The sequence below is a fragment of the Pseudomonas sp. PS01298 genome, from assembly GCF_029959745.1.
GTDB lineage: Bacteria > Pseudomonadota > Gammaproteobacteria > Pseudomonadales > Pseudomonadaceae > Aquipseudomonas > Aquipseudomonas aylmerensis.
On the sequence record NZ_JASCPP010000017.1, the window covers coordinates 1 to 19547 of the forward strand.

Sequence of the window (19547 nt, forward strand, 5' to 3'; positions counted from 1 at the left end):
GGCAAGCCCGCTCCCACATTTTTGATCGGTGTGAAGCTTCGCGTTTGGCTGTGCGGTTGAAATTGCCGGGCCTTGCGCCGCAGCAATGGACGACGCATCCCCCAATGTGGGAGCGGGCTTGCCCGCGAAAGCGGTATGCCAGTCACCGAACATGTTGGCTGATCCACCGCCTTTGCGGGCAAGCCCGCTCCCACATTTTTGATCGGTGTGAAGCTTCGCGTTTGGCTGTGCGGTTGAAATTGCCGGGCCTTGCGCCGCAGCAATGGACGACGCATCCCAATGTGGGAGCGGGCTTGCCCGCGAAGGCGGTATGCCAGTCACCGAACATGTTGGCTGATCCACCGCTTTCGCGAGCAAGCCCACTCCCACATGGGAACTGCGTCGGGCGCGGGATGCAGGCTAGCCGCTTCCACGCTTATGCTTTTAGCGGTGCAGGACGTACTGGCCGGTAAATACCACCGCGCGCGCCTCACTGCCCTCATTCACAATCCATGTCTCCAGGGTCAAACGCGCTCGGCCATAACGCTTATAGGTGGCGAGAAAGCGCTTCCACACCTTCTCTTCCGGCGCTGCGCACATCACCGTCGCATCCTGCGTCACCGGCAGCGGATAGCTGATCTGCCCTTCCTGGATCACGATATGCCCGTCTTCAATGCCTTCCTCGCGCAGCTGCAGGTGCAGCCAACCCCAACCCGCCAACACCGCGCCGCAATACAGGCTGCCGCCGAACATGGTGCTCTTGTGGTTGATATTGGCCTGCAGGGGCAGGTGCAGCTGCAATTGGCCGTGTTGCCAGTCGAGCACCTTGAGGCCCATTTCCCGGGTGAGGGGAATGTCGTGGTGAAGGATGGATTCCAGGTAACGGCTGTCGCGGCTCATGGGTGCCTCTTGATGGGTGGGCGGGGTCATTCGTCGTCGGTACTGTGGTTGCCGCTGTCGGCGAAGTTCAGGCCGTGTTTACGCAGCTTGTCGTGCAGGGTCTTGCGCGGCACACCCAGGGCTTCGGCGAGGCTGCGCAGGGAGCTGTGGGGGCGTGTGAGTTCGGCTGCGATCAGGCTCTTCTCGAACTGTTCGACTTGTTCGCTCAGGCCTCCCGGAGTGGAGGTCAGTACACCTGCCGCCGGATTGTCCGGCGTGTTGTCCAGCGCCAGCTCCAGGCCCAGGGCAAAGCGCTCGGCAGCGTTCTGCAGTTCGCGGACATTGCCCGGCCAGCTGTGGCGCAGCAGCAGCGCGCGTTGGCCCGGTTGCAGCTCGTGCAGCGGCAGGCCGTGGCGGCTGCTGGCTTCGTCGGCAAAGTGCTGGAACAGCATCAGCGCATCTTCACCGCGCTCGCGCAGCGGCGGGATGCGCAACGGCGCGACGTTGAGGCGGTAGTACAAGTCGGCCCGGAAGCGGCCCTGGTCGGCGGACTGGCGCAGGTCTTCCTTGGTGGCGGCGATGATGCGGATATCCAGTGGAATCAGCTGATTGCCGCCCAGGCGCTCGACCACACGCTCCTGCAACAGGCGCAGCAGCTTGACCTGTACATCCAGGCTCATGCTTTCGATTTCGTCGAGGAACAGCGTGCCGCCGTTGGCGAATTCGAACTTGCCGATACGCCGCTTCTGCGCGCCGGTAAAGGCGCCCGGTTCATGGCCGAACAGCTCGCTTTCGACCACCGACTCAGCCAGGGCGCCGGCGTTGATCGCCACAAACGGCCCGCTGCGTCGGCTCGACAAGTCATGCAAGGCGCGCGCGACCACTTCCTTGCCGGCGCCGGTTTCACCGAGGATCAGCACATCGGCCTTGGTCGCCGCCAATGCGCCGATCTGCTCGCGCAGCCGCAGCATTTGCGGGGAGTGGCCGACCAGCCGCGTGCTCAATTGCTGGCGGTCACTCAAGGCCAGGCGCAGGCTGCGGTTGTCCAGCACCAGGCGGCGCAGGGCCAGGGCGCGGCGCACGCTGTCGAGCAGGGCGTCGCTGGCGAAGGGTTTTTCCAGGAAGTCATAGGCGCCGGCGCGCATGGCCTGCACCGCCAGCGGCACGTCGCCGTGGCCGGTGATCAGCAGTACCGGCAACTCCGCGTCCTGGCCGTGCAGTTCGGCCAGCAGCTCCAGGCCATCCATGCCGGGCATGCGGATGTCGCTGACCACCACGCCCGGCCAATCGCGGGACAGGCGTGCGGTAAGGCCGGTGGCTTCGCCCAGCGTCAGGACTTTCAGCCCGGCCAGGTCCAGGGTCTGGCACAGGGCCTGACGCAAGTGTGGATCGTCGTCGATCAACACCACCTGAATCTGGTTATCGATACTCATACACTGCGGTCCTCGGACGGTTGCAGACTGACGCCCGGCGAGCCGGCACGCAATTTCAAGGTTAACAGCGCGCCGCCTTCCTTGTGGTTGGCGAACAGCAGCTCGCCGCCAAAGGCACGCATCAGGGTGTCACAGATTGCCAGCCCCAGCCCCAGGCCTTGAGTGCGCGTCTTGGTGGTGTAGAACGGCTCGCTGGCGCGGCCCAGGGCTTCCATGCAAAAGCCCGGGCCGTTGTCGCGAATGTACAGGTTGACGCCCTGTTCGGTGGTTTGGGCACTCAGCCAGAGCTTGCGCGGCGGGCCTTTTTCGGTCAGGGCGTCGAGGGCATTGGCCAGCAGGTTGCCCAGTACCTGGCGCAAGCGGGTTTCGCCGGCCTGCACCCACAGGGTCGCTTCCGGCAAATCGCGGATCAACTCGACTTCCATCGACCGCCGCCGCTTGGCCAGCAAGGCCAGCGCGTCGTCCAGCGCCGGCTGCAGCGCCACGCTTTCCGGCGCATGGCGGTCGCGGCGGGCAAAGGCGCGCAGGTGCGCGATGATCGAGGCCATGCGCCCGGTCAGTTCGCTGATCAGCTTGAGGTTGCCCCGCGCATCACTGGTGCGCTCGTGGTCGAGCAGGATCTCGGCGTTTTCCGCGTAGCTGCGGATCGCCGCCAGGGGCTGATTGAGTTCGTGGCTGATGCTCGCGGACATGGTGCCCAAAGCCGACAGTTTGCCGGCCTGCACCAGGTCATCCTGGGCGCGCACCAGTTCCTGCTGGGCGTGTTCGCGTTCGAGCACTTCCTGCTTCAAGCGGCGGTTGAGGCCTTCGAGGTCGCTGGTCCGCTCGACCACGCGCATTTCCAGCTCACGACGGGCCTTGGCTTCGAAGGCAATGCGGTCCAGATAGTGGCGGCGGCGCTGCATCATCAGGCCGAGCAACAGCATCAACACCAGCAGCGTGGCGCCCCCCACCGCAACCACTGTGCGCACCGGGCGGTTGATCAGCGAGCGCGGCGCCAGGATCTCCACGTTCCAGCCGGTCTCGGCGATGGCTGTGGATTGGCGCAGCCACGCCGTGGAGCTCAGTGCCAATGGCTGCGGGTCGCGAGTCGGGTAGGGCTGGATGGCGATGATGGCCTGGCGTTCTTCGGCGGTCAGTGGCCGAGTGGCACGGAAGCGCCATTGCGGGCGCGAGGTCAGGATCACCACGCCATTGTGGTCGGTGACCAGCAGTTGTTCCGGGGTATTGCCCCACAGGCTCTCGGTGTGGTCCAGGTCGACCTTGACCACCAGCACTCCGATGATGGTGGCACCATCGCGCACGGCGGCGGCGAAAAAGTAACCGCGTTTGGCCGAGGTGGTGCCCAGGCCGAAGAAGCGCCCCAGGCGCCCGGCCATGGCTTCGCTGAAGTAGGGGCGGAAGGAGAAATTGCGGCCGACGAAACTGTCTTGCTTGTCCCAGTTAGACGCGGCGAGGGTCTTGCCGGTGGTGTCCATCAGGTACATCACTTCCACCCCGGCCTGGGCCGCGACGTCCTTGAGCAGCAGGTTGGCGTTGACCAGGTTGGTGCTCACCTGCGGCGCATCCAGGGCCGTGCGCAGGGCCGGCAAGTCACCGAGAATCTGCGGCAGCACTTCATAGCGATGCAGCGTGCCCAGCAGGTTGGCCACGTACAGGTCGAGGGTCTGGCGGTTCTGCCCGGCCAGTTCACTGCGGTAATAGCGCTCGGCCAAGTGCTCCAGCGGCCACAGCAGCGGCGCCAGGCACAACGCCAACAGGGCGAGGCTGCGCCAGCGGGGTCTTCGCGGAAGGGGTGGGTTCATGGGAGTCGTGCGCCTGTGGGTACAGGCGCATTATGCCTAGTGCTGCCTTGCAAGACACTCGCGCAATGCGTCTTGCCACTGTGGCTGGCTGACCTGCCATTGTTGCTGCAGGCGACTGCAATCCAGGCGTGAGTTCAGCGGGCGCTTGGCGGGCGTCGGGTAGGCGCTGGAGGGAATCGCCTCCAGCTCGGCACAGGCTGTGCCGCCGGCGCGCAGCTGCTCGGCGATCGCCGCGGCGAAGCCGAACCAAGAGGTCTCGCCCTGGGCGGTCAGGTGGTAGACCCCCCATTCACCGGCCTTGCCGGCCTGCCAGCGATCGATCAAGGCACGGGTGCTGTTGGCGATCGTGCCGGCCCAGGTCGGCGCACCGATCTGGTCGGCGACGATACGCAAGTGCGGTTTTTCCTGCAGCAGGCGTTGCATGGTCAGCAGGAAATTCTTGCCGTGGTTGGAGTAGACCCAACTGGTGCGCAGGATCAGGTACTCGCCACCCACGGCGGCAATCGCCTGCTCACCCGCCAGCTTGCTTTGGCCGTAGACGCCCAGGGGGTTCGGTGTGTCGGCTTCGGTGTAGGGCGCGGGTTTGTTGCCGTCAAACACGTAGTCGGTGGAGTAGTGGATCAACGGGATGCCCAGGGCCTCGGCTTCCTCGGCGAGGACGCCGGGGGCAATCGCGTTGATGGCGAAGGCGACGTCTGCTTCGCTTTCGGCTTGATCGACCGCAGTGTGAGCCGCGGCATTGATGATCAGGTCGGGGCGCTGGGCACGGACCTGCTGGCGGATCCGGTCGACGTCAGCCAGGTCGAGCTGATCGCGGCCCAGCACGATGAGTTCGCCGAGATCCTGCAGCCGCTGTTGCAGCGCCAGGGAGACTTGGCCGTGTTGGCCGGTGATGAGGATTTTCATGGGAACAGGTCGGCTTCCATCAGTCGTTTGCCTGCCTGGTCCTTGGCAGACAGTTGCGGCGGTGCAGTGAGTTCCCAGTCGATGGCCAGCGCCGGGTCATTCCACAGGATGCTGCGCTCGGCGCTCGGCTGGTAATAGTCGGTGGTCTTGTACAGAAATTCGGCGTAATCGCTGAGTACCACAAACCCATGGGCGAAGCCTTCCGGTATCCACAGCTGGCGATTGTTCTGCGCCGACAACCGAACCCCCACCCACTGGCCGAAGTTCGGCGAGCTGCGGCGAATATCGACGGCCACGTCCAATACTTCACCGGCGGTCACGCGCACCAGCTTGCCCTGGGTGTGTTCGAGTTGATAGTGCAGGCCGCGCAGCACGCCTTTTTGTGAGCGTGAATGGTTGTCCTGGACAAAGTTGCGCTGCAGCCCGGTGGCGTTTTCGAAAGCCCGGGCGTTGAAGCTTTCGTAGAAAAAGCCGCGCTCATCACCGAACACTTTGGGTTCGATGATCAGCACGCCTGGCAATGAGGTTTCAATGACGTTCACTGGTTGTCTCCGGCCAGTGAGTAGAGGTATTGGCCGTAGCCGGTCTTGCCAAAGTATTTGGCGCGTTCGAGCAGGTGGTCGCGATCGATCCAGCCGTTGCCGTAGGCAATCTCTTCGAGACAGGCGACTTTCAGGCCCTGGCGGCGCTCGATGGTCTGCACGTACTGCGAGGCGTCGAGCAAGCTGTCGTGGGTGCCCGTGTCGAGCCAGGCGAAGCCTCGGCCGAAACGTTCCACTTGCAAGTCACCCCGGTGCAGGTAGGCGTTGTTGACGTCGGTGATCTCCAATTCGCCGCGAGCCGAGGGCTTCACCGCCTTGGCGATATTGACCACATCGTTATCGTAGAAATACAGGCCGGTCACCGCGTAACTGGACTTCGGTACCGCCGGCTTTTCTTCGATGGACAGGGCACGGCCTTCGCTGTCGAAGTCGATCACGCCAAAGCGCTCCGGGTCTTTGACCCAATAGCCGAACACCGTGGCGCCCTTGCCGCGTTTGACGGCCGCGTGCAGCTGCTCGCTGAAGCGCTGACCATGGAAAATGTTGTCACCCAGGATCAAGCACACCGGGTCGCTGCCTATGAACTGCTCGCCAATCAGGAAGGCTTGCGCCAGGCCATCCGGGGTCGGCTGTTCGGCGTAGCTGAATGTCACGCCGAACTGGCTGCCGTCACCCAGCAGATTGCGGTACTGCGGCAGGTCCGCCGGGGTGGAAATCACCAGGATTTCCTTGATCCCTGCGAGCATCAGGACCGAGATCGGGTAATAGATCATCGGCTTGTCATACACCGGTAGCAATTGCTTGGACACACCCAGGGTGATGGGGTGCAGGCGCGTGCCGGAGCCGCCGGCCAATACGATTCCTTTCATCATGCGATCAGATCCCTCATGTCGGTGTTGCCCAATCGTTGACCCTGATAACTGCCGTCCTGGACCCTGCGGCACCATTCCAGATTATCCAGGTACCACTGCACGGTTTTGCGTAGACCGGTTTCAAAGGTTTCCAAAGGCACCCAGCCCAATTCGCGTTCGATCTTGCTGGCATCAATGGCGTAGCGTTGATCGTGCCCTGGGCGGTCCTTTACGAATGTGATCAGGTCGGCGTATTGCTCGACGCCGTCCGGGTGCTGCGGCGCCAGCTCTTCCAACAGGGCGCAGATGCTGCGAACCACGCTGATGTTCTGCTGCTCGTTGTGCCCGCCGATGTTGTAGGTCTCGCCGACGGCGCCTTCGGTGACCACCTTGAGCAGCGCCCGCGCGTGGTCTTCGACGAACAGCCAGTCGCGCACCTGCAAACCATCACCATAGACCGGCAATGGCTTGCCCGCGAGCGCGTTGAGGATCACCAGCGGGATCAATTTCTCGGGAAAATGGAACGGGCCGTAATTGTTCGAGCAGTTGGTCAGCAGTACCGGCAGGCCGTAGGTGCGCTGCCAGGCTCGCACCAGGTGGTCGGAGGCTGCTTTACTGGCGGAGTAAGGCGAACTCGGCGCATAGGGGGTGGTTTCGGTGAACAGGTCGTCCACGCCATGCAGGTCGCCGTACACTTCGTCAGTGGAAATGTGGTGGAAGCGAAACGCGCTTTTGTCTGCGGTCTCGAGTGTTTGCCAGTAGCCCCGGGCGGCCTCCAGCAGGCTGTAGGTGCCGACGATGTTGGTCTGGATAAAGTCCGATGGACCGTCAATCGAACGGTCGACATGCGACTCGGCGGCCAAGTGCATGATCGCCTGGGGCTCGAAGCGCGCCAATACGGCGCTGACGGTGGCCTGGTCGATGATGTCGGCCTGGACGAACTCATAGCGGCTGTTGGCGGCGATACTGGTCAGCGACTCCAGGTTGCCGGCGTAGGTGAGTTTGTCCAGGTTGAGCACTTCGTGCTCGGTGTGCTGAATCAGGTGACGTACCAAAGCAGAACCGATAAAACCGGCGCCACCGGTAATGAGAATGCGCATGTCGGGGGCCCTTTTCCTTAGACGGACGATTAGCGAATGGAGCATAGCCTGTGTTGTGGCGCTGGACAGGGCGGTATATGTCCGGGGGTTGCGTAAGCCCCCTGAACAATGGCGATATACACCCCTGAAAAAAAACCGAGGCCACCCCATGTTGCTCGCCACGTTGATTCATCGCGCCAGTCTACCCTGCCCGCAAGTAGGCCCCGATCAGGCGGCGCAGTTGCTTGAGCAACATTACGGCCTCGCGGGCACATTGCAGTCACTGGGCAGCCAACAGGACCTCAACTACAAGGTCGACAGCCCGCGCGGGCGCTTTGTTCTGAAAATCTGCCGGGGCGACTACGCCGCTGTGGAATTGCACGCCCAGCACGCGGCCTTCAACAGCTTGCAGGCGCAAGCCGGCCTGCGTGTACCCAAGGTCATCCCGGCCTTGAGCGGCGACGAACTGCTGAGCGTCAATCTCGACGGGCAAACCCTGCATGTGCGTCTGCTGGATTATATCGACGGGCAGCCGTTGACCCACCTGCCTCACCTGGGGCGTGAGGTGATCGCGGGCTTCGGCGACCTGTGCGGCCGTATGAGCCTGGCCCTCGCGTCTTTTGCCCATCCGGGCCTGGAACGCACCCTGCAATGGGACCCGCGCCATGCACGGGAACTGATCACCCACCTGCTGGCCAGCCTGGAAAACCTGCCGCATCGCGCGGCCCTGGAGCAGGTGGCCGAGCAGGTCGAGCAACGCATCCGGCCCTTGGCCGAGCGCTTGCCGTGGCAAGCGGTGCACATGGATATCACCGACGACAACGTGGTCTGGCAACGCGATGCCCAACGCCGTTGGCAAGTCCAGGGCGTGATCGATTTCGGCGACCTGGTCCACACCTGGCGCATCGCCGACCTGTCCGTGACCTGCGCCGCCCTGTTGCACCATGCCGAGGGCGACCCGTTTGCGATCTTGCCGGCGATCCAGGCTTGCCATGCGGTGACACCGCTGCAGCCCGAAGAATTGCAGGTGCTGTGGCCGTTGATCGTCGCCCGCGCGGCCGTGTTGGTACTCAGCAGCGAGCAGCAGCAACGCCTGGATCCGGATAACAGTTACCTGTTGAAAAACGCCGAGCACGAGTGGGAAATCTTCCATGTGGCGACATCGGTGCCGTTCGAGTTGATGGAAGCGGCGATTCTCAGCTGCGTCGGGCAGGCGCCTGCAGCGCTGGTCAGCCAAGGCTTCGCGCCGTTGTTGCCAGGGCTGGTGGGGCGCGAATTTGCGCTGATCGACCTGGGCGTGCTCAGCGCGCATTTCGAGGCCGGCAACTGGGAACATGCCGGCGCCGATCAGCGTTTGCTGCAGGACGCGGCCGCCGTGCATGGCCTGGCGGCCAGTCGTTATGGGCAGTACCGTTTGTCACGGACTCAGCCCGACAGTGCCCATGAGCCGCAGACGTTCCCATTGCACGTCGAGCTGCACGTGCCCCAGGGTACCTCCGTCGAAGCGCCGTTTGCGGGCACTGTGCACCTGGGCGCCAACGGCGAACTGCGTGTGCACAGCGGTGAAGCCAACGTGCGGTTGTGGGGTGTCAAGGCGTCGCTGCGGCCGGGCGCTGCGGTGCTCAAGGGCCAGGTTATCGGCGAAGTCGAAGGCCCGCTCACCGTGCAACTGTGTCGCACCGAGCTGCCGGCGCCGTTATTCTGCACGCCCTCGCGCGCGCAGGCGTGGCAGGTGCTGTGCCCCTCGCCGGCCGCGCTGCTGGGGCTGGCTTGCGATGCCGAGCCCGAGCTGGACCCCGAGGCCCTGCTGGCGCGCCGCGATGCCAGCTTCGCCCGCTCGCAGAAACACTATTACGCCGATCCGCCGCGTATCGAGCGCGGCTGGCGCAACCACCTGATCGACATGCAGGGCCGCTCCTACCTGGACATGCTCAACAACGTGGCGGTGCTCGGCCATGGCCATCCGCGCATGGCCGAGGTGGCGGCGCGCCAGTGGTCGCTGCTCAACACCAACTCGCGCTTCCATTACGCGGCAATTGCCGAGTTTTCCGAGCGCTTGCTGGCGCTGGCGCCGGCGGGCATGGACCGGGTGTTCCTGGTCAACAGCGGCACCGAAGCCAACGACCTGGCGATCCGCCTGGCCTGGGCCTACAGCGGCGGGCGCGACATGCTCAGCGTGCTGGAGGCGTACCACGGCTGGTCGGTGGCAGCGGATGCGGTCTCGACTTCGATTGCCGACAACCCCCAGGCCTTGAGCAGCCGCCCGGAGTGGGTGCACCCGGTGACCGCGCCCAATACCTATCGCGGCGAGTTCCGCGGGCAGGACAGCGCGCCGGACTATGTACGAAGCGTGGAACACAACCTGGCGAAAATCGCCGCGAGCAAACGTCAATTGGCGGGTTTCATCTGCGAGCCGGTGTACGGCAATGCCGGTGGCATCTCGCTGCCGCCTGGTTATCTGCAGCAGGTGTATGCATTGGTGCGCGCTCAGGGCGGCGTGTGCATCGCCGATGAAGTGCAGGTCGGTTATGGCCGCATGGGCCACTTTTTCTGGAGCTTTGAAGAGCAGGGCGTGGTGCCGGACATCATCACCATGGCCAAAGGCATGGGCAATGGCCAGCCGCTGGGGGCGGTGATCACCCGCCGCGAAATCGCCGAGGCGCTGGAGGCTGAGGGCTATTTCTTCTCATCCTCCGGTGGCAGCCCGGTCAGTTGCCGCATCGGCATGGCAGTGCTGGATGTGATGGAGGAAGAAAAGCTGTGGGAAAACGCCCAAGTGGTCGGCGGGCATTTCAAGGCGAGATTGGAAGCATTGATCGACCGTCACCCGTTGGTCGGCGCCGTTCACGGCTCGGGTTTCTACCTGGGCCTGGAGCTGGTGCGCGACCGCCACACCCTGGAACCCGCCACCGAAGAAACCGCGCTGCTCTGCGAGCGCCTGCGCGAGCTGGGGATTTTCATGCAGCCTACCGGTGATTACTTGAACATCCTCAAGATCAAGCCGCCGATGGTCACCTCCCGCCGCAGCGTGGATTTCTTCGTCGATATGCTGTCGAAGGTGCTGGATGAGCTTGTGTAGGTAGTCGATTGTTATCGGCTATTTATTGTCATATTTATCCACTATGATCGCAGATCGCTTTTAAAGCCGATTTTTATCCGTTATAAAGTCGGCCTTCACCCCATTCGGAGTCCTGAACGCCATGACCACCCTGCACAGCACACCCCGCGCCGATGGCTTCTACATGCCCGCCGAATGGGCGCCACAGACCCAGACCTGGATGATCTGGCCAGAACGCCCGGACAACTGGCGCCTGGGCGGCAAGCCAGCGCAGGCGGCGCACGTCGCGGTGGCCAAGGCCATTGCGCGCTTTGAACCGGTGACCGTGGCGGTGTCCGCCGGCCAGTACGAAAACGCCCGCGCCCGCCTGGATGTGCCGAATATCCGCGTGGTGGAAATGTCCAGTGACGATGCCTGGGTACGTGACACCGGCCCGACCTTCGTGATCAACAACAGCGGCGAAGTGCGCGGCGTGAACTGGGACTTCAACGCTTGGGGCGGTTTTGACGGCGGTCTGTATTCGCCGTGGAACCGCGACTCGCAGGTAGGCGGCAAGATCCTCGAAATCGAGCGCGCGCCGCGCTACCGCACCGAGGGCTTTGTGCTCGAAGGCGGCTCGATCCACGTCGACGGCGAAGGCACCTTGATCACCACCGAGGAGTGCCTGCTCAACCGCAATCGCAACCCGCACCTGGACCGTGGCGAGATCGAAGCAGTGCTGAGCGCCAACCTGGCTGTGGATAAGATCATCTGGTTGCCGGACGGCCTGTTCAACGACGAAACCGATGGGCATGTGGATAACTTCTGCTGCTACGTGCGCCCGGGTGAAGTGCTGCTGGCCTGGACCGACGACCCGCAAGACCCGAACTACGCGCGCTGCCATGCCGCCCTCGACGTCCTGCAAAGCAGCACTGATGCTAAGGGACGCGCGTTCACAGTGCACAAAATGCCGATCCCGGGGCCGCTGTACGCCACCGAGGAAGAATGCGCCGGCGTGGACCCGGTAGACGGTACCCAGGAGCGCAACCCGAGCGTGCGGCTGGCGGGTTCCTACGTGAACTTCCTGATCGTCAACGGCGGCATTATCGCGCCGAGCTTCGACGATCCGCTGGACAGCCAGGCCAAGGCCATCCTGCAGCAGCTGTTCCCACAGCACGAAGTGGTGATGGTGCCGGGCCGTGAACTGTTACTGGGCGGCGGCAATATCCATTGCCTGACCCAACAACAGCCAGCCCCGCACAAAAACTGAGTGCAGTTGTAACAGCGTTCGAGCGATGAGCGGGCGCTAGCCGGTTTCAGCGTTTTGAGCAAGCCCGCGGCCCAGCAAGGTCGCGGGCTTTTTTGTGTCCGTATGCCTATAAACACGGGACATTGGCATAGCTCTTGTATCGGTGTTGTCACAGTGGCCCAGGGTGATGACTGCGCAGTTCTGTCATAAACCTTGAGTAAGTTAGCCGCTCACGCAGTAGGAGAGAGCGCTGAAATGAATGCCGATATCAACCTGATGTACACGCGCACCTTCCACCCTTTGCGGGTCAACGGTGACGCGATCCATGCGCTGGCGCTCTGGTTGAAGGAAAACGGTTCGCGACAGATCCGGCAGCAGCCTGACTTGCGCAGCGTGATGAGTGAACGCTACCCGGCGGGGTTGTTCAGTGAGGAAGAAGTGCACGCGCTGTGTGAACTGATCGCACCCTTGTAGGAACCGGCCTGCCGGCGACGACGGCCTTGGGCCTGCGCTGATCTCGCCGACGCTATCGTCGGCAAGCCGGCTCCTACAGGTGGAGGGGGAATTTAGAAGCTGTAAGTGCCTGTGACCACCAGGCTGCGTGGCTCGCCTGGCTGGATCTGCGCCACGCTGGTCGCCGAGGCGTAGTAGGTTTTATCGGCGATGTTATTCAGCGCCGCGCGCAGGTCCCATTCCTTTTGACGGAACCCGGCCAATGCGTCCCAGCGACCATAACCTGGCATGACCACGGTGTTGAGGCTGTCGGCATAACGGTCGCCCACCAGGGTCAGCCCGGTTTCCGCGTACCAACCCATTTCCGGTTTCCAGGTGAGGAACAGGCTGGCATTGCGCTTGGCGACGTCGCTGACGCGCTTGCCTTCAAAGCCGTTGTTGTCCTTCACGACCGTAGCATCCTGCAAGCCGATGCCGCCGCGCACCGACCAATTGCCGACAATCTTGCCGGTGGCGGTCAGCTCCACGCCACGCGAGCGCTGCAGGCCGCTGAGCAAGGTGATGGTGCGGTCCAGCGGGTCGCTGGTGCGGCGGTTGTAGAGTTCCAGTTCGTACACGGCGAGGGTGGTGCTGAGGCGGTCGTCGAGCCAGTCGCTCTTGACCCCGATTTCCTTCTGCTTGGTCAGTTCGGGGCTCAGGTCGTTGACGCTGCCGGCGGCGTTCGGGGTGATGCCGATCACGCCGCCCCCCGCCGGGGAAAAGGTTTTGCTCCACGAGGCGTAGAACGAGTGATGTTCCAGCGGCGTCCAGACCACACCGAAGCGCGGGCTGGTGCTGTGGCTTTCGACCGCTTGCCGGGTGTTGAGCAGCTTGTTCTTGGTGTCCACTTCAAATCGGTCGTAGCGCAGGCCAGCGAGCAATTGCCACTGATCATTCAGGCGCAGTTGGTCCTGTACGTAGACGGCGCGGCTGTCGACTTCAGTGTGATTGTTGCTCGACACGCTCATTCGCCCGGTGTGGCTCAGGTGGCGATTCGGCTGGTTGAGGTCCAGGCTCGGCACGGCCTGCCCGCCACGGCTGACGGCTGTCGCGGTGTACAGCTTGGGGTCGCGGCGCTGGCTGCCCAGCTCAAGGCCGCTGAGCAGGCGGTGCTCCAGGCCGAAGGTGCTGAAGCCACCTTCGAGCTCAAGGTTGTTGAAGATATTCAGGGTGGTCAGGTCCTGCTGCCAGCGCTGGCGTGTGACGCTGTTAGTCGTAGGCGCGTAGGCGGTCTGGTAAGTGTTGTCGAAATCGCTGTCGAGCTTGAATACGCCCAACGTCTGGCGCAGTTGCCAATTGTCATTGAGTTCGTAGGCCAGCTTGGAGCGCAGCGACTGGGTCTTGTCGTCGATGTAGTCGCGGCTGTCAAAGTAGGTGGTGCCGCGGCTCACATCCGCCGGGCGGCCGTTGACGCCGGGGATGCCACGGTCCGGCGTGCGGTTGTAGCGGCTGTATTCGTATTGCACCAGCCAGTTCAGGTCCGGGGTCAGTTGCCAGCTCATGGACGGTGCGAACAACTGGCGATTGCCGCTGACGCCATCGCGAAAGCTGTTGTTGTCCTGGTTGCCCATGTTCAGGCGCAGGCTGAGGGTGTCGCTGGGGTCGGCACTGAGATCGGCATACAGGCTGCGCAAATCATTGCTGCCACCCTGGGCCTCGATGCTCGAGGCGTGGCCGGCGATGGGCAGTTTGCTCACGCGGTTGACGATCCCTCCCTGACCGCCTCGCCCGTAAAGTACGGCTGCTGGCCCCTTGAGCACTTCGATGCGCTCGATGTTATGCAGGTCGCGCACGTATTGGCTGTCGTCGCGAATGCCATCCAGATAGAAGTCATTGCTCGCGTCGAAACCACGGATGCGCAAACTGTCGAAACGTGTGTCGGCGCCGCTGCTCACGTTGGGGATGCCGCTCAACGCCTGGCCGAGGTCATTGGTGCCGTAGGCGCGCAGGGTTTCGGTCTTGACCGAGTCGATCGCCTGGGGCACATAACGCACCGCAGTGGCGGTGCGGGTGGCGGTGGTGGTTTCCCTGACGCGGGGATCGTCTTCGTCGGCGTCGACGCTGATCGAGGTTTCGGGCAGGGTGGTCACCGCACAGGCAAAACCGGCAGACAGCAGAACAGAAAGCCCAAGGGTGAGGGGCATCAGGCGTGGGGCTGGCATGGGGAAATGTATCCGAATTGTTAGGGAGGAAATTGCGCGTTAATGGTAATGCTTTGCATTTACGTGCGTTATCTATTCCCAAATGTATCGGCTTTGAAATATGTTACTAAATGTGTTTCAAAGGTCGCCAAAGGCGATTTTTTGTCGTTTCCAGAGCGGCAATAGGCCTTTGCTTAGAATTATTTCGCCTAAATACAGACGATTCACGAAATTGACACATAGTTCAACGCGCGACTAGGATTGCGCCCAACGCCTGTGGCTAACCGCCATGACTCATCCAATAAAAAAGGCCCGCGGCAGTTAAGTCGTCCGCGGGCTTTCTTTTTTCCTGGAAAAGTCGACACCAGAAAAGCGACACGGAGCCTGGTGTCACAGCGCGTACTCAACCAGTAATAAGGAATATAAGAAATGTTGAAGCAACGGATGGGTCTGATCGCTCTGGGGATTTTGAGCGCCACTCAGGCAATGGCCAACGACCAGGAGCAATCCAAGGGTTTTGTTGAAGACAGCCACCTGAACATCGCAGCACGTAACGCCTACATCAGCCGTGACTACAAGAACGGCAAGCAAGACAAAGCCGAGTGGGGCCAAGGCTTCATCGGTAAGTTGGAGTCCGGCTTCACCCAAGGCACCGTCGGTGTGGGTGTGGACGTCATCGGCCAATACGCTATCCGTCTGGACGGTGGTAAAGGTCGCGCCGGCGCGGGCGGCATCGACTTCTTCAAGCAGGGCAATGGCACCACCAACCCTGATGGCAGCAACAACCCAGGCTCGGCACCGCACGACCTGGCCAAAGGCGGCGCTGCCGTGAAGTTCCGCGTTTCCAACACTGTGCTCAAGTACGGTGATCAGTTCCCGGCCGTGCCTGTACTGCAGTACGACAACTCCCGTCTGTTGTCGGAAACCTACACCGGTACGTCGATCGTTTCCAAAGAGATCGCCGGTCTGCAACTGGACGCAGGTCACTTCACCAAAGAAGCGCGCAAGAGCATGGAAGGCACCGACAGCGGTCGCCTGAAAAGCATCGACTACATCGGTGGTAGCTACAAATTCACCGAAAGCCTGTCGGCTGCGCTCTACGCTTCCGACATGCAGGACGTGCTGAAGAAGCAATACGTCAACGTCAACTACGTGCTGGCCCTGCCAGAGAAGCAGTCGCTGACCTTTGACTTCAACGGCTACAAAACCAAGTTGGACAAGAGCTTCGCCCTGGAAAACCAGAAAGACGAAGACGCTCGCGACAACAAAATCTGGAGCCTGGGCGCCACGTGGGCTGTCGGCCCGCACAGCTTCACCCTTGCTCACCAGCGCAGCACCGGCGACACCGGCTACCTGTATGGCGGCTACCGCAACGCTGGCGGCATCGGCGATGGCGGCAACACCATCCTGCTGGCCAACTCCTACTGGTCCGACTTCAACGGCAAGGACGAGCGTTCGTGGCAAGCAGCCTACGGTATCGACTTCGCTACCTTCGGCGTGCCTGGCCTGAGCTACAACGTTGCCTACGTGCGCGGTACCAACATTGACGACGGTTCCAACCGCGGCAATGGCACTGAGCGTGAAATCTTCAACCAGTTCAAATACGTCGTTCAGAGTGGCCCGGCCAAAGACCTGAGCCTGCGTGCGCGTGCGTCCTGGTTGCGTGTTTCCAGCAACGCCGACCAGTACAACGTAGGCGGTAACGAAATCCGTCTGTTCGCCGACTACCCGATCAACGTTTTCTGATTGATCTGGCGTCGCGCCTGATCCAAGGCGATAAAAAACCCCGACTGGTTCGGGGTTTTTTTATGCCTGCGCAGAATCCTCCCGGCTCTGCAGGACCTTGCGTGCAACAGACGCGTTGACGTAGTCGAGCATCAGCCTCAGGCCCTCGTAGGGTTCGATCTTCTGGTTGTCGATACACAGTTGCGCCATCTGCAGCAGCACTTGGCGTTTCTTCTTGTTGATCCGCGCGCCGGGCACGCCAAACGCGGTCTTGCGCCGCTCAGGCAAGGGCGCATCCGGCTTCAACTCCAGCGTTACCCAGATGCCCTGCATGAACTGCAGCGAGACATCGGCGATGTGCTCGATCGGCACCGGCTGCTTCAGGTTGGCGAAGACAAAATGCTCCGGCGTCAGGCGCAAGGCGACCTGCGCTGCGCGTTTGTACCGTCGCACGCCCAGCCCCAGGAATATCAGCGCGACGCTACCGACGGCGGCGCCCACGCCGATTGTCGACAACGGCATGCCTTTCAGGCGCTCCGGGGCCAGCCAGGGGCGGGCCATTATCCACAGGGCGAACAGCACGAAGGGTATCGTCAATACCGCCATCAAGACGCCGCGCCATGCGCCGCCTTCATGCAGTGCGCGTTCGCCATCTGTCGAAACGACCAGGGTTTCCAGCAGCTGAGTGTGCATGGCGTTCTCGGCGACGGCCACCTCGAGCAGATCGCGATACAGTTGCTCGCGCAGCGTCTGTGGCGCGCTGAAATAACCATCGATTTGCCCGTTCGCCGCGGTGGCGTCGACGGGTCGGGTGGCGGTGCGCAGCGCCTCGTCCAACGGCACCTCAAGCGCCTGCAGGCGTTCGCCATTGGACGGGTGGGAATCGGTCGGATGCGGCTGATGAATCTCCAGTGCTTCAGGCGGCAGATGCAATTCGCAACCGCTCAGCGCGGTGAGCACGGCGCGGGGCAGGTCTTCTTCTGATGCGGCGTCACATAACGTCAGCAGCGATTCCTCGACGTGGGCATGCAGCACCGACACCCGCAACAGGGCCGACGCCGCGGCGCGATTGCCGGCCACGCGCGCACCGGCGGCATCCGCCAGCAGCTCGCGCTCGCGGCTCCAATGATTCACCGCGTGATCAAAGTGCTGCATGAAAAACACGCCGAACAGAAAGGATGGGCGCATCAGCCAGCCCTGGATCAGGTCGCTCGCCAGCAGGGTTTGCAGCAAGGCCTGCAGGCTGCGATTGACGCCGTCATAGATCGGCACAAAGCGCAGGCTGTAGTCGGTATCTTCACCGGCGAAGTGCGCGAGTTCATGGCCGATCACCGCGCCGATTTCGGCGCGGCTCAGCAAGCCAAGGTGCAGCAGCGGCACGTGCAGGGTGCGTCCAGTCAAGCGGGTTTGCGCCGGCAGCACACTGGCCTCGCTGGACGTCACATAAAAGCCTTGGGCCAGGCTCACGACGATATGGTCCGGCGCCAATGCATCCAGTGTGCTCGAAAGCTCATTCACCTGGCCCCACAAGGCTGGTGCCTGCTCGGGCGTCACCACGGCGCCGAACATCTCCAGCGGTTCGGGCTTGAACATGCCCAGCATGTACCGCAACTGCTTGAGCAACAGCCAGATCGAATACACGCAGAACGCCGCGACCACCCCCAGCACTGCCATCAGCTTGATTTCACCGCTGCCCAGCCGGCCGACATGCCACATCGCCAAACTTTCATAGCTCAAGGCGAGGGCGACCGTTGCTGCCATCGCCACCACATGGCTGACCAACACGTAGGGCAGCAAGCGGCTGCCGAGGGTGAACGCCTGCAAGAGTTTGTCCCGCGACTGCTGCGCCCGTTGCCCGGCCCACTGCGTGCCGAGCAGCGCCGCCAGGCCAATCAAGGCCGCCAGCAGCCCGAGGCCGATCACCCACGGTGCCAACGCCCGCAGTGCACGGTTGATGTGATGAGCGGTGGGCAGTTCGGCTTCGATCTTGTCCAGCCGCGAGAGCGCCAGTTGCACGCGGATTTTTTCTTTGCCGAGGTCGACGGTCGCGGCCGGGTCTTGCGCCGCCAGCGCCTGCAGTTGCTGCTTGGCGATGTCGACATTGAGGTGGTAGTCGATCACCGCGTTGCTGGTTTGGGCAGCGCGCTGGTGCTCCCAACCGCCGAGTGCGGCCAACAGCAGCGGGAAAATCACCAGCAGAAAGGTCAGCTTCAGGGCGTTCATGGGAGTCCGTTCACAACGCGTGGGCTTCGGTTATACCGAAAAATACGCCAGCGAGGATAGGGCAATACGACGCTGTTGATCCATTACACCGCGTCACTAATGAAGTACCCAGCCCCACCTTTATCCGCTCAAGGCGCACGCCTAAATTGGCCCCACTGCCAGCCCATCACCCCGATGGCCGGCGACTGGAGCCATTGCCATGCCCTTTGTCAGCCTGCGCATCACCCGAGACGGCGTTACCCCGGAGCAAAAAGCCCAGGTCATCGCCGAGTTCACCGAAACCCTCGAACGCGTCCTGCACAAACGCCCGGACCTGACCCACATCGTCATCGAAGAAATCGACACCGATAACTGGGGCTACGCCGGCATCACCACCACTGAGTACCGCAAATCCATTACCGGAGCATCATCATGAGTAAAGTCGTTATCGTTACCGGCGCTTCCCAAGGCATCGGCGCCGCCGTGGTCCAGGCCTACCGCGCCCTCGACTACCGCGTGGTCGCCACCTCGCGTTCGATCCAGCCGTCCACCGACCCGAACATCCTCACCGTCGCCGGTGACATCGGCGACTCCGCCACCGCCCAGCGCGTCATCCGCGAAGCGCTGGCAGCCTTTGGGCGCATCGACAGCCTGGTCAACAACGCCGGTATCTTCATCGCCAAGCCTTTCACCACGTACACCCAGGAGGACTACGCCAACGTGCTCGCGGTGAACCTCAACGGCTTTTTCTACATCACCCAACTCGCCATTGCCGAGATGGAAAAACGCGGCGCCGGCCACATCGTCAGCGTCACCACCAGCCTGGTCGACCATGCCGTCGACGGCGTGCCTTCGGTGCTCGCCAGCCTCACCAAGGGCGGGCTGAATTCGGCGACCAAGTCGCTGGCGATTGAATACGCCAAGCGCGGGATTCGGGTCAACGCAGTGAGCCCGGGGATCATCAAGACGCCGATGCACGCCGAGCCCACCCACGCGGCACTCGGGAAGTTGCACCCGATGGGGCATATGGGCGAAGTGAGTGACATCGCCCAGGCGATTATCTATTTGGAGCAAGCGGCATTCGTGACCGGCGAGATTCTGCATGTGGACGGCGGCCAAAGTGCCGGGCACTGAGTGCAGGTGGCTTGAGTCAATGACGCCCGCCGACTAGTCTCGATGGCGGGCACCGCTGCACAAAAACCTTCCACCCACTGTTCGGGATGAGAT

Annotated in this window: 15 protein-coding genes; 6 read left to right on the forward strand and 9 right to left on the reverse strand. The window is 62.5% G+C overall.

Features of this window, described 5'->3' with window-relative positions:
* Positions 1-423: 423 nt before the first annotated feature.
* The 7 genes from QMX97_RS09180 to rfbB are packed head-to-tail and all read right to left on the reverse strand — an operon-like array spanning position 424 to position 7495.
* Complete coding sequence (locus QMX97_RS09180) at positions 424-879, reverse strand: YiiD C-terminal domain-containing protein (protein ID WP_282396763.1); 456 nt, start codon at positions 877-879, stop codon at positions 424-426.
* A 26-nt stretch (positions 880-905) separates the two neighbouring features.
* On the reverse strand, positions 906-2291 hold the full coding sequence (locus QMX97_RS09185; RefSeq protein WP_065899621.1) for a sigma-54 dependent transcriptional regulator: 1386 nt from the start codon (positions 2289-2291) through the stop codon (positions 906-908).
* A complete protein-coding gene (locus tag QMX97_RS09190; RefSeq protein WP_106805432.1) occupies positions 2288-4096 on the reverse strand; it encodes an ATP-binding protein in 1809 nt (602 codons plus the stop codon). Before QMX97_RS09190 ends, QMX97_RS09185 begins: the two co-directional genes overlap by 4 nt.
* A gap of 36 nt (positions 4097-4132) precedes the next feature.
* Entirely contained in the window at positions 4133-5002 is an 870-nt protein-coding gene (gene rfbD, locus QMX97_RS09195; protein ID WP_282396764.1) for a dTDP-4-dehydrorhamnose reductase, read from the reverse strand.
* Complete coding sequence (gene rfbC / locus QMX97_RS09200; RefSeq protein WP_282396765.1) at positions 4999-5544, reverse strand: dTDP-4-dehydrorhamnose 3,5-epimerase; 546 nt, start codon at positions 5542-5544, stop codon at positions 4999-5001. The genes rfbD and rfbC overlap by 4 nt, the downstream gene beginning before the upstream one ends.
* The gene (rfbA, locus tag QMX97_RS09205; RefSeq protein WP_065899625.1) at positions 5541-6416 is read right to left on the reverse strand and encodes a glucose-1-phosphate thymidylyltransferase RfbA; all 876 of its coding nucleotides are present in this window, start codon (positions 6414-6416) and stop codon (positions 5541-5543) included. The genes rfbC and rfbA overlap by 4 nt, the downstream gene beginning before the upstream one ends.
* Positions 6413-7495 carry a dTDP-glucose 4,6-dehydratase gene (gene rfbB, locus QMX97_RS09210; protein ID WP_282396766.1) on the reverse strand — a complete coding sequence of 361 codons (1083 nt, stop codon included), beginning with the start codon at positions 7493-7495 and terminating at the stop codon, positions 6413-6415. Before rfbB ends, rfbA begins: the two co-directional genes overlap by 4 nt.
* 148 nt (positions 7496-7643) lie before the next feature.
* Between rfbB and QMX97_RS09215 the strand changes: the two genes are divergently transcribed.
* The 3 genes from QMX97_RS09215 to QMX97_RS09225 all read left to right on the forward strand — a co-directional run bounded on the left by QMX97_RS09215 (position 7644) and on the right by QMX97_RS09225 (position 12234).
* Positions 7644-10553 (forward strand): aminotransferase, encoded by a 2910-nt coding sequence (locus QMX97_RS09215; RefSeq protein WP_282396767.1) that lies wholly within the window; start codon positions 7644-7646, stop codon positions 10551-10553.
* A 121-nt stretch (positions 10554-10674) separates the two neighbouring features.
* Positions 10675-11781, forward strand: a complete 1107-nt coding sequence (gene aguA, locus QMX97_RS09220; RefSeq protein WP_065899628.1) for an agmatine deiminase — start codon at positions 10675-10677, stop codon at positions 11779-11781.
* Positions 11782-12015: 234 nt separating this feature from the next.
* Complete coding sequence (locus QMX97_RS09225; protein ID WP_065899629.1) at positions 12016-12234, forward strand: hypothetical protein; 219 nt, start codon at positions 12016-12018, stop codon at positions 12232-12234.
* 92 nt (positions 12235-12326) lie between these two features.
* On the opposite strand, the gene QMX97_RS09230 is transcribed toward QMX97_RS09225, so the two are convergent.
* Entirely contained in the window at positions 12327-14414 is a 2088-nt protein-coding gene (locus tag QMX97_RS09230; protein ID WP_282396768.1) for a TonB-dependent siderophore receptor, read from the reverse strand.
* Between the two features lie 408 nt (positions 14415-14822).
* On the opposite strand from QMX97_RS09230, the gene QMX97_RS09235 reads away from it, so the two are divergent.
* Positions 14823-16139, forward strand: coding sequence for an OprD family porin (locus tag QMX97_RS09235; RefSeq protein WP_065899631.1), 1317 nt, complete (start codon positions 14823-14825; stop codon positions 16137-16139).
* 60 nt (positions 16140-16199) lie between these two features.
* Here QMX97_RS09235 and QMX97_RS09240 read toward each other — a convergent pair whose 3' ends face one another.
* The gene (locus QMX97_RS09240) at positions 16200-18341 is read right to left on the reverse strand and encodes a M48 family metallopeptidase (protein WP_282396769.1); all 2142 of its coding nucleotides are present in this window, start codon (positions 18339-18341) and stop codon (positions 16200-16202) included.
* 199 nt (positions 18342-18540) lie between these two features.
* Between QMX97_RS09240 and QMX97_RS09245 the strand changes: the two genes are divergently transcribed.
* Together QMX97_RS09245 and QMX97_RS09250 are read left to right on the forward strand one after the other, a co-directional pair.
* Complete coding sequence (locus QMX97_RS09245) at positions 18541-18756, forward strand: 4-oxalocrotonate tautomerase family protein (protein WP_065899633.1); 216 nt, start codon at positions 18541-18543, stop codon at positions 18754-18756.
* Positions 18753-19454, forward strand: a complete 702-nt coding sequence (locus tag QMX97_RS09250; RefSeq protein ID WP_065899634.1) for an SDR family oxidoreductase — start codon at positions 18753-18755, stop codon at positions 19452-19454. The genes QMX97_RS09245 and QMX97_RS09250 overlap by 4 nt, the downstream gene beginning before the upstream one ends.
* Positions 19455-19547: the final 93 nt, after the last annotated feature.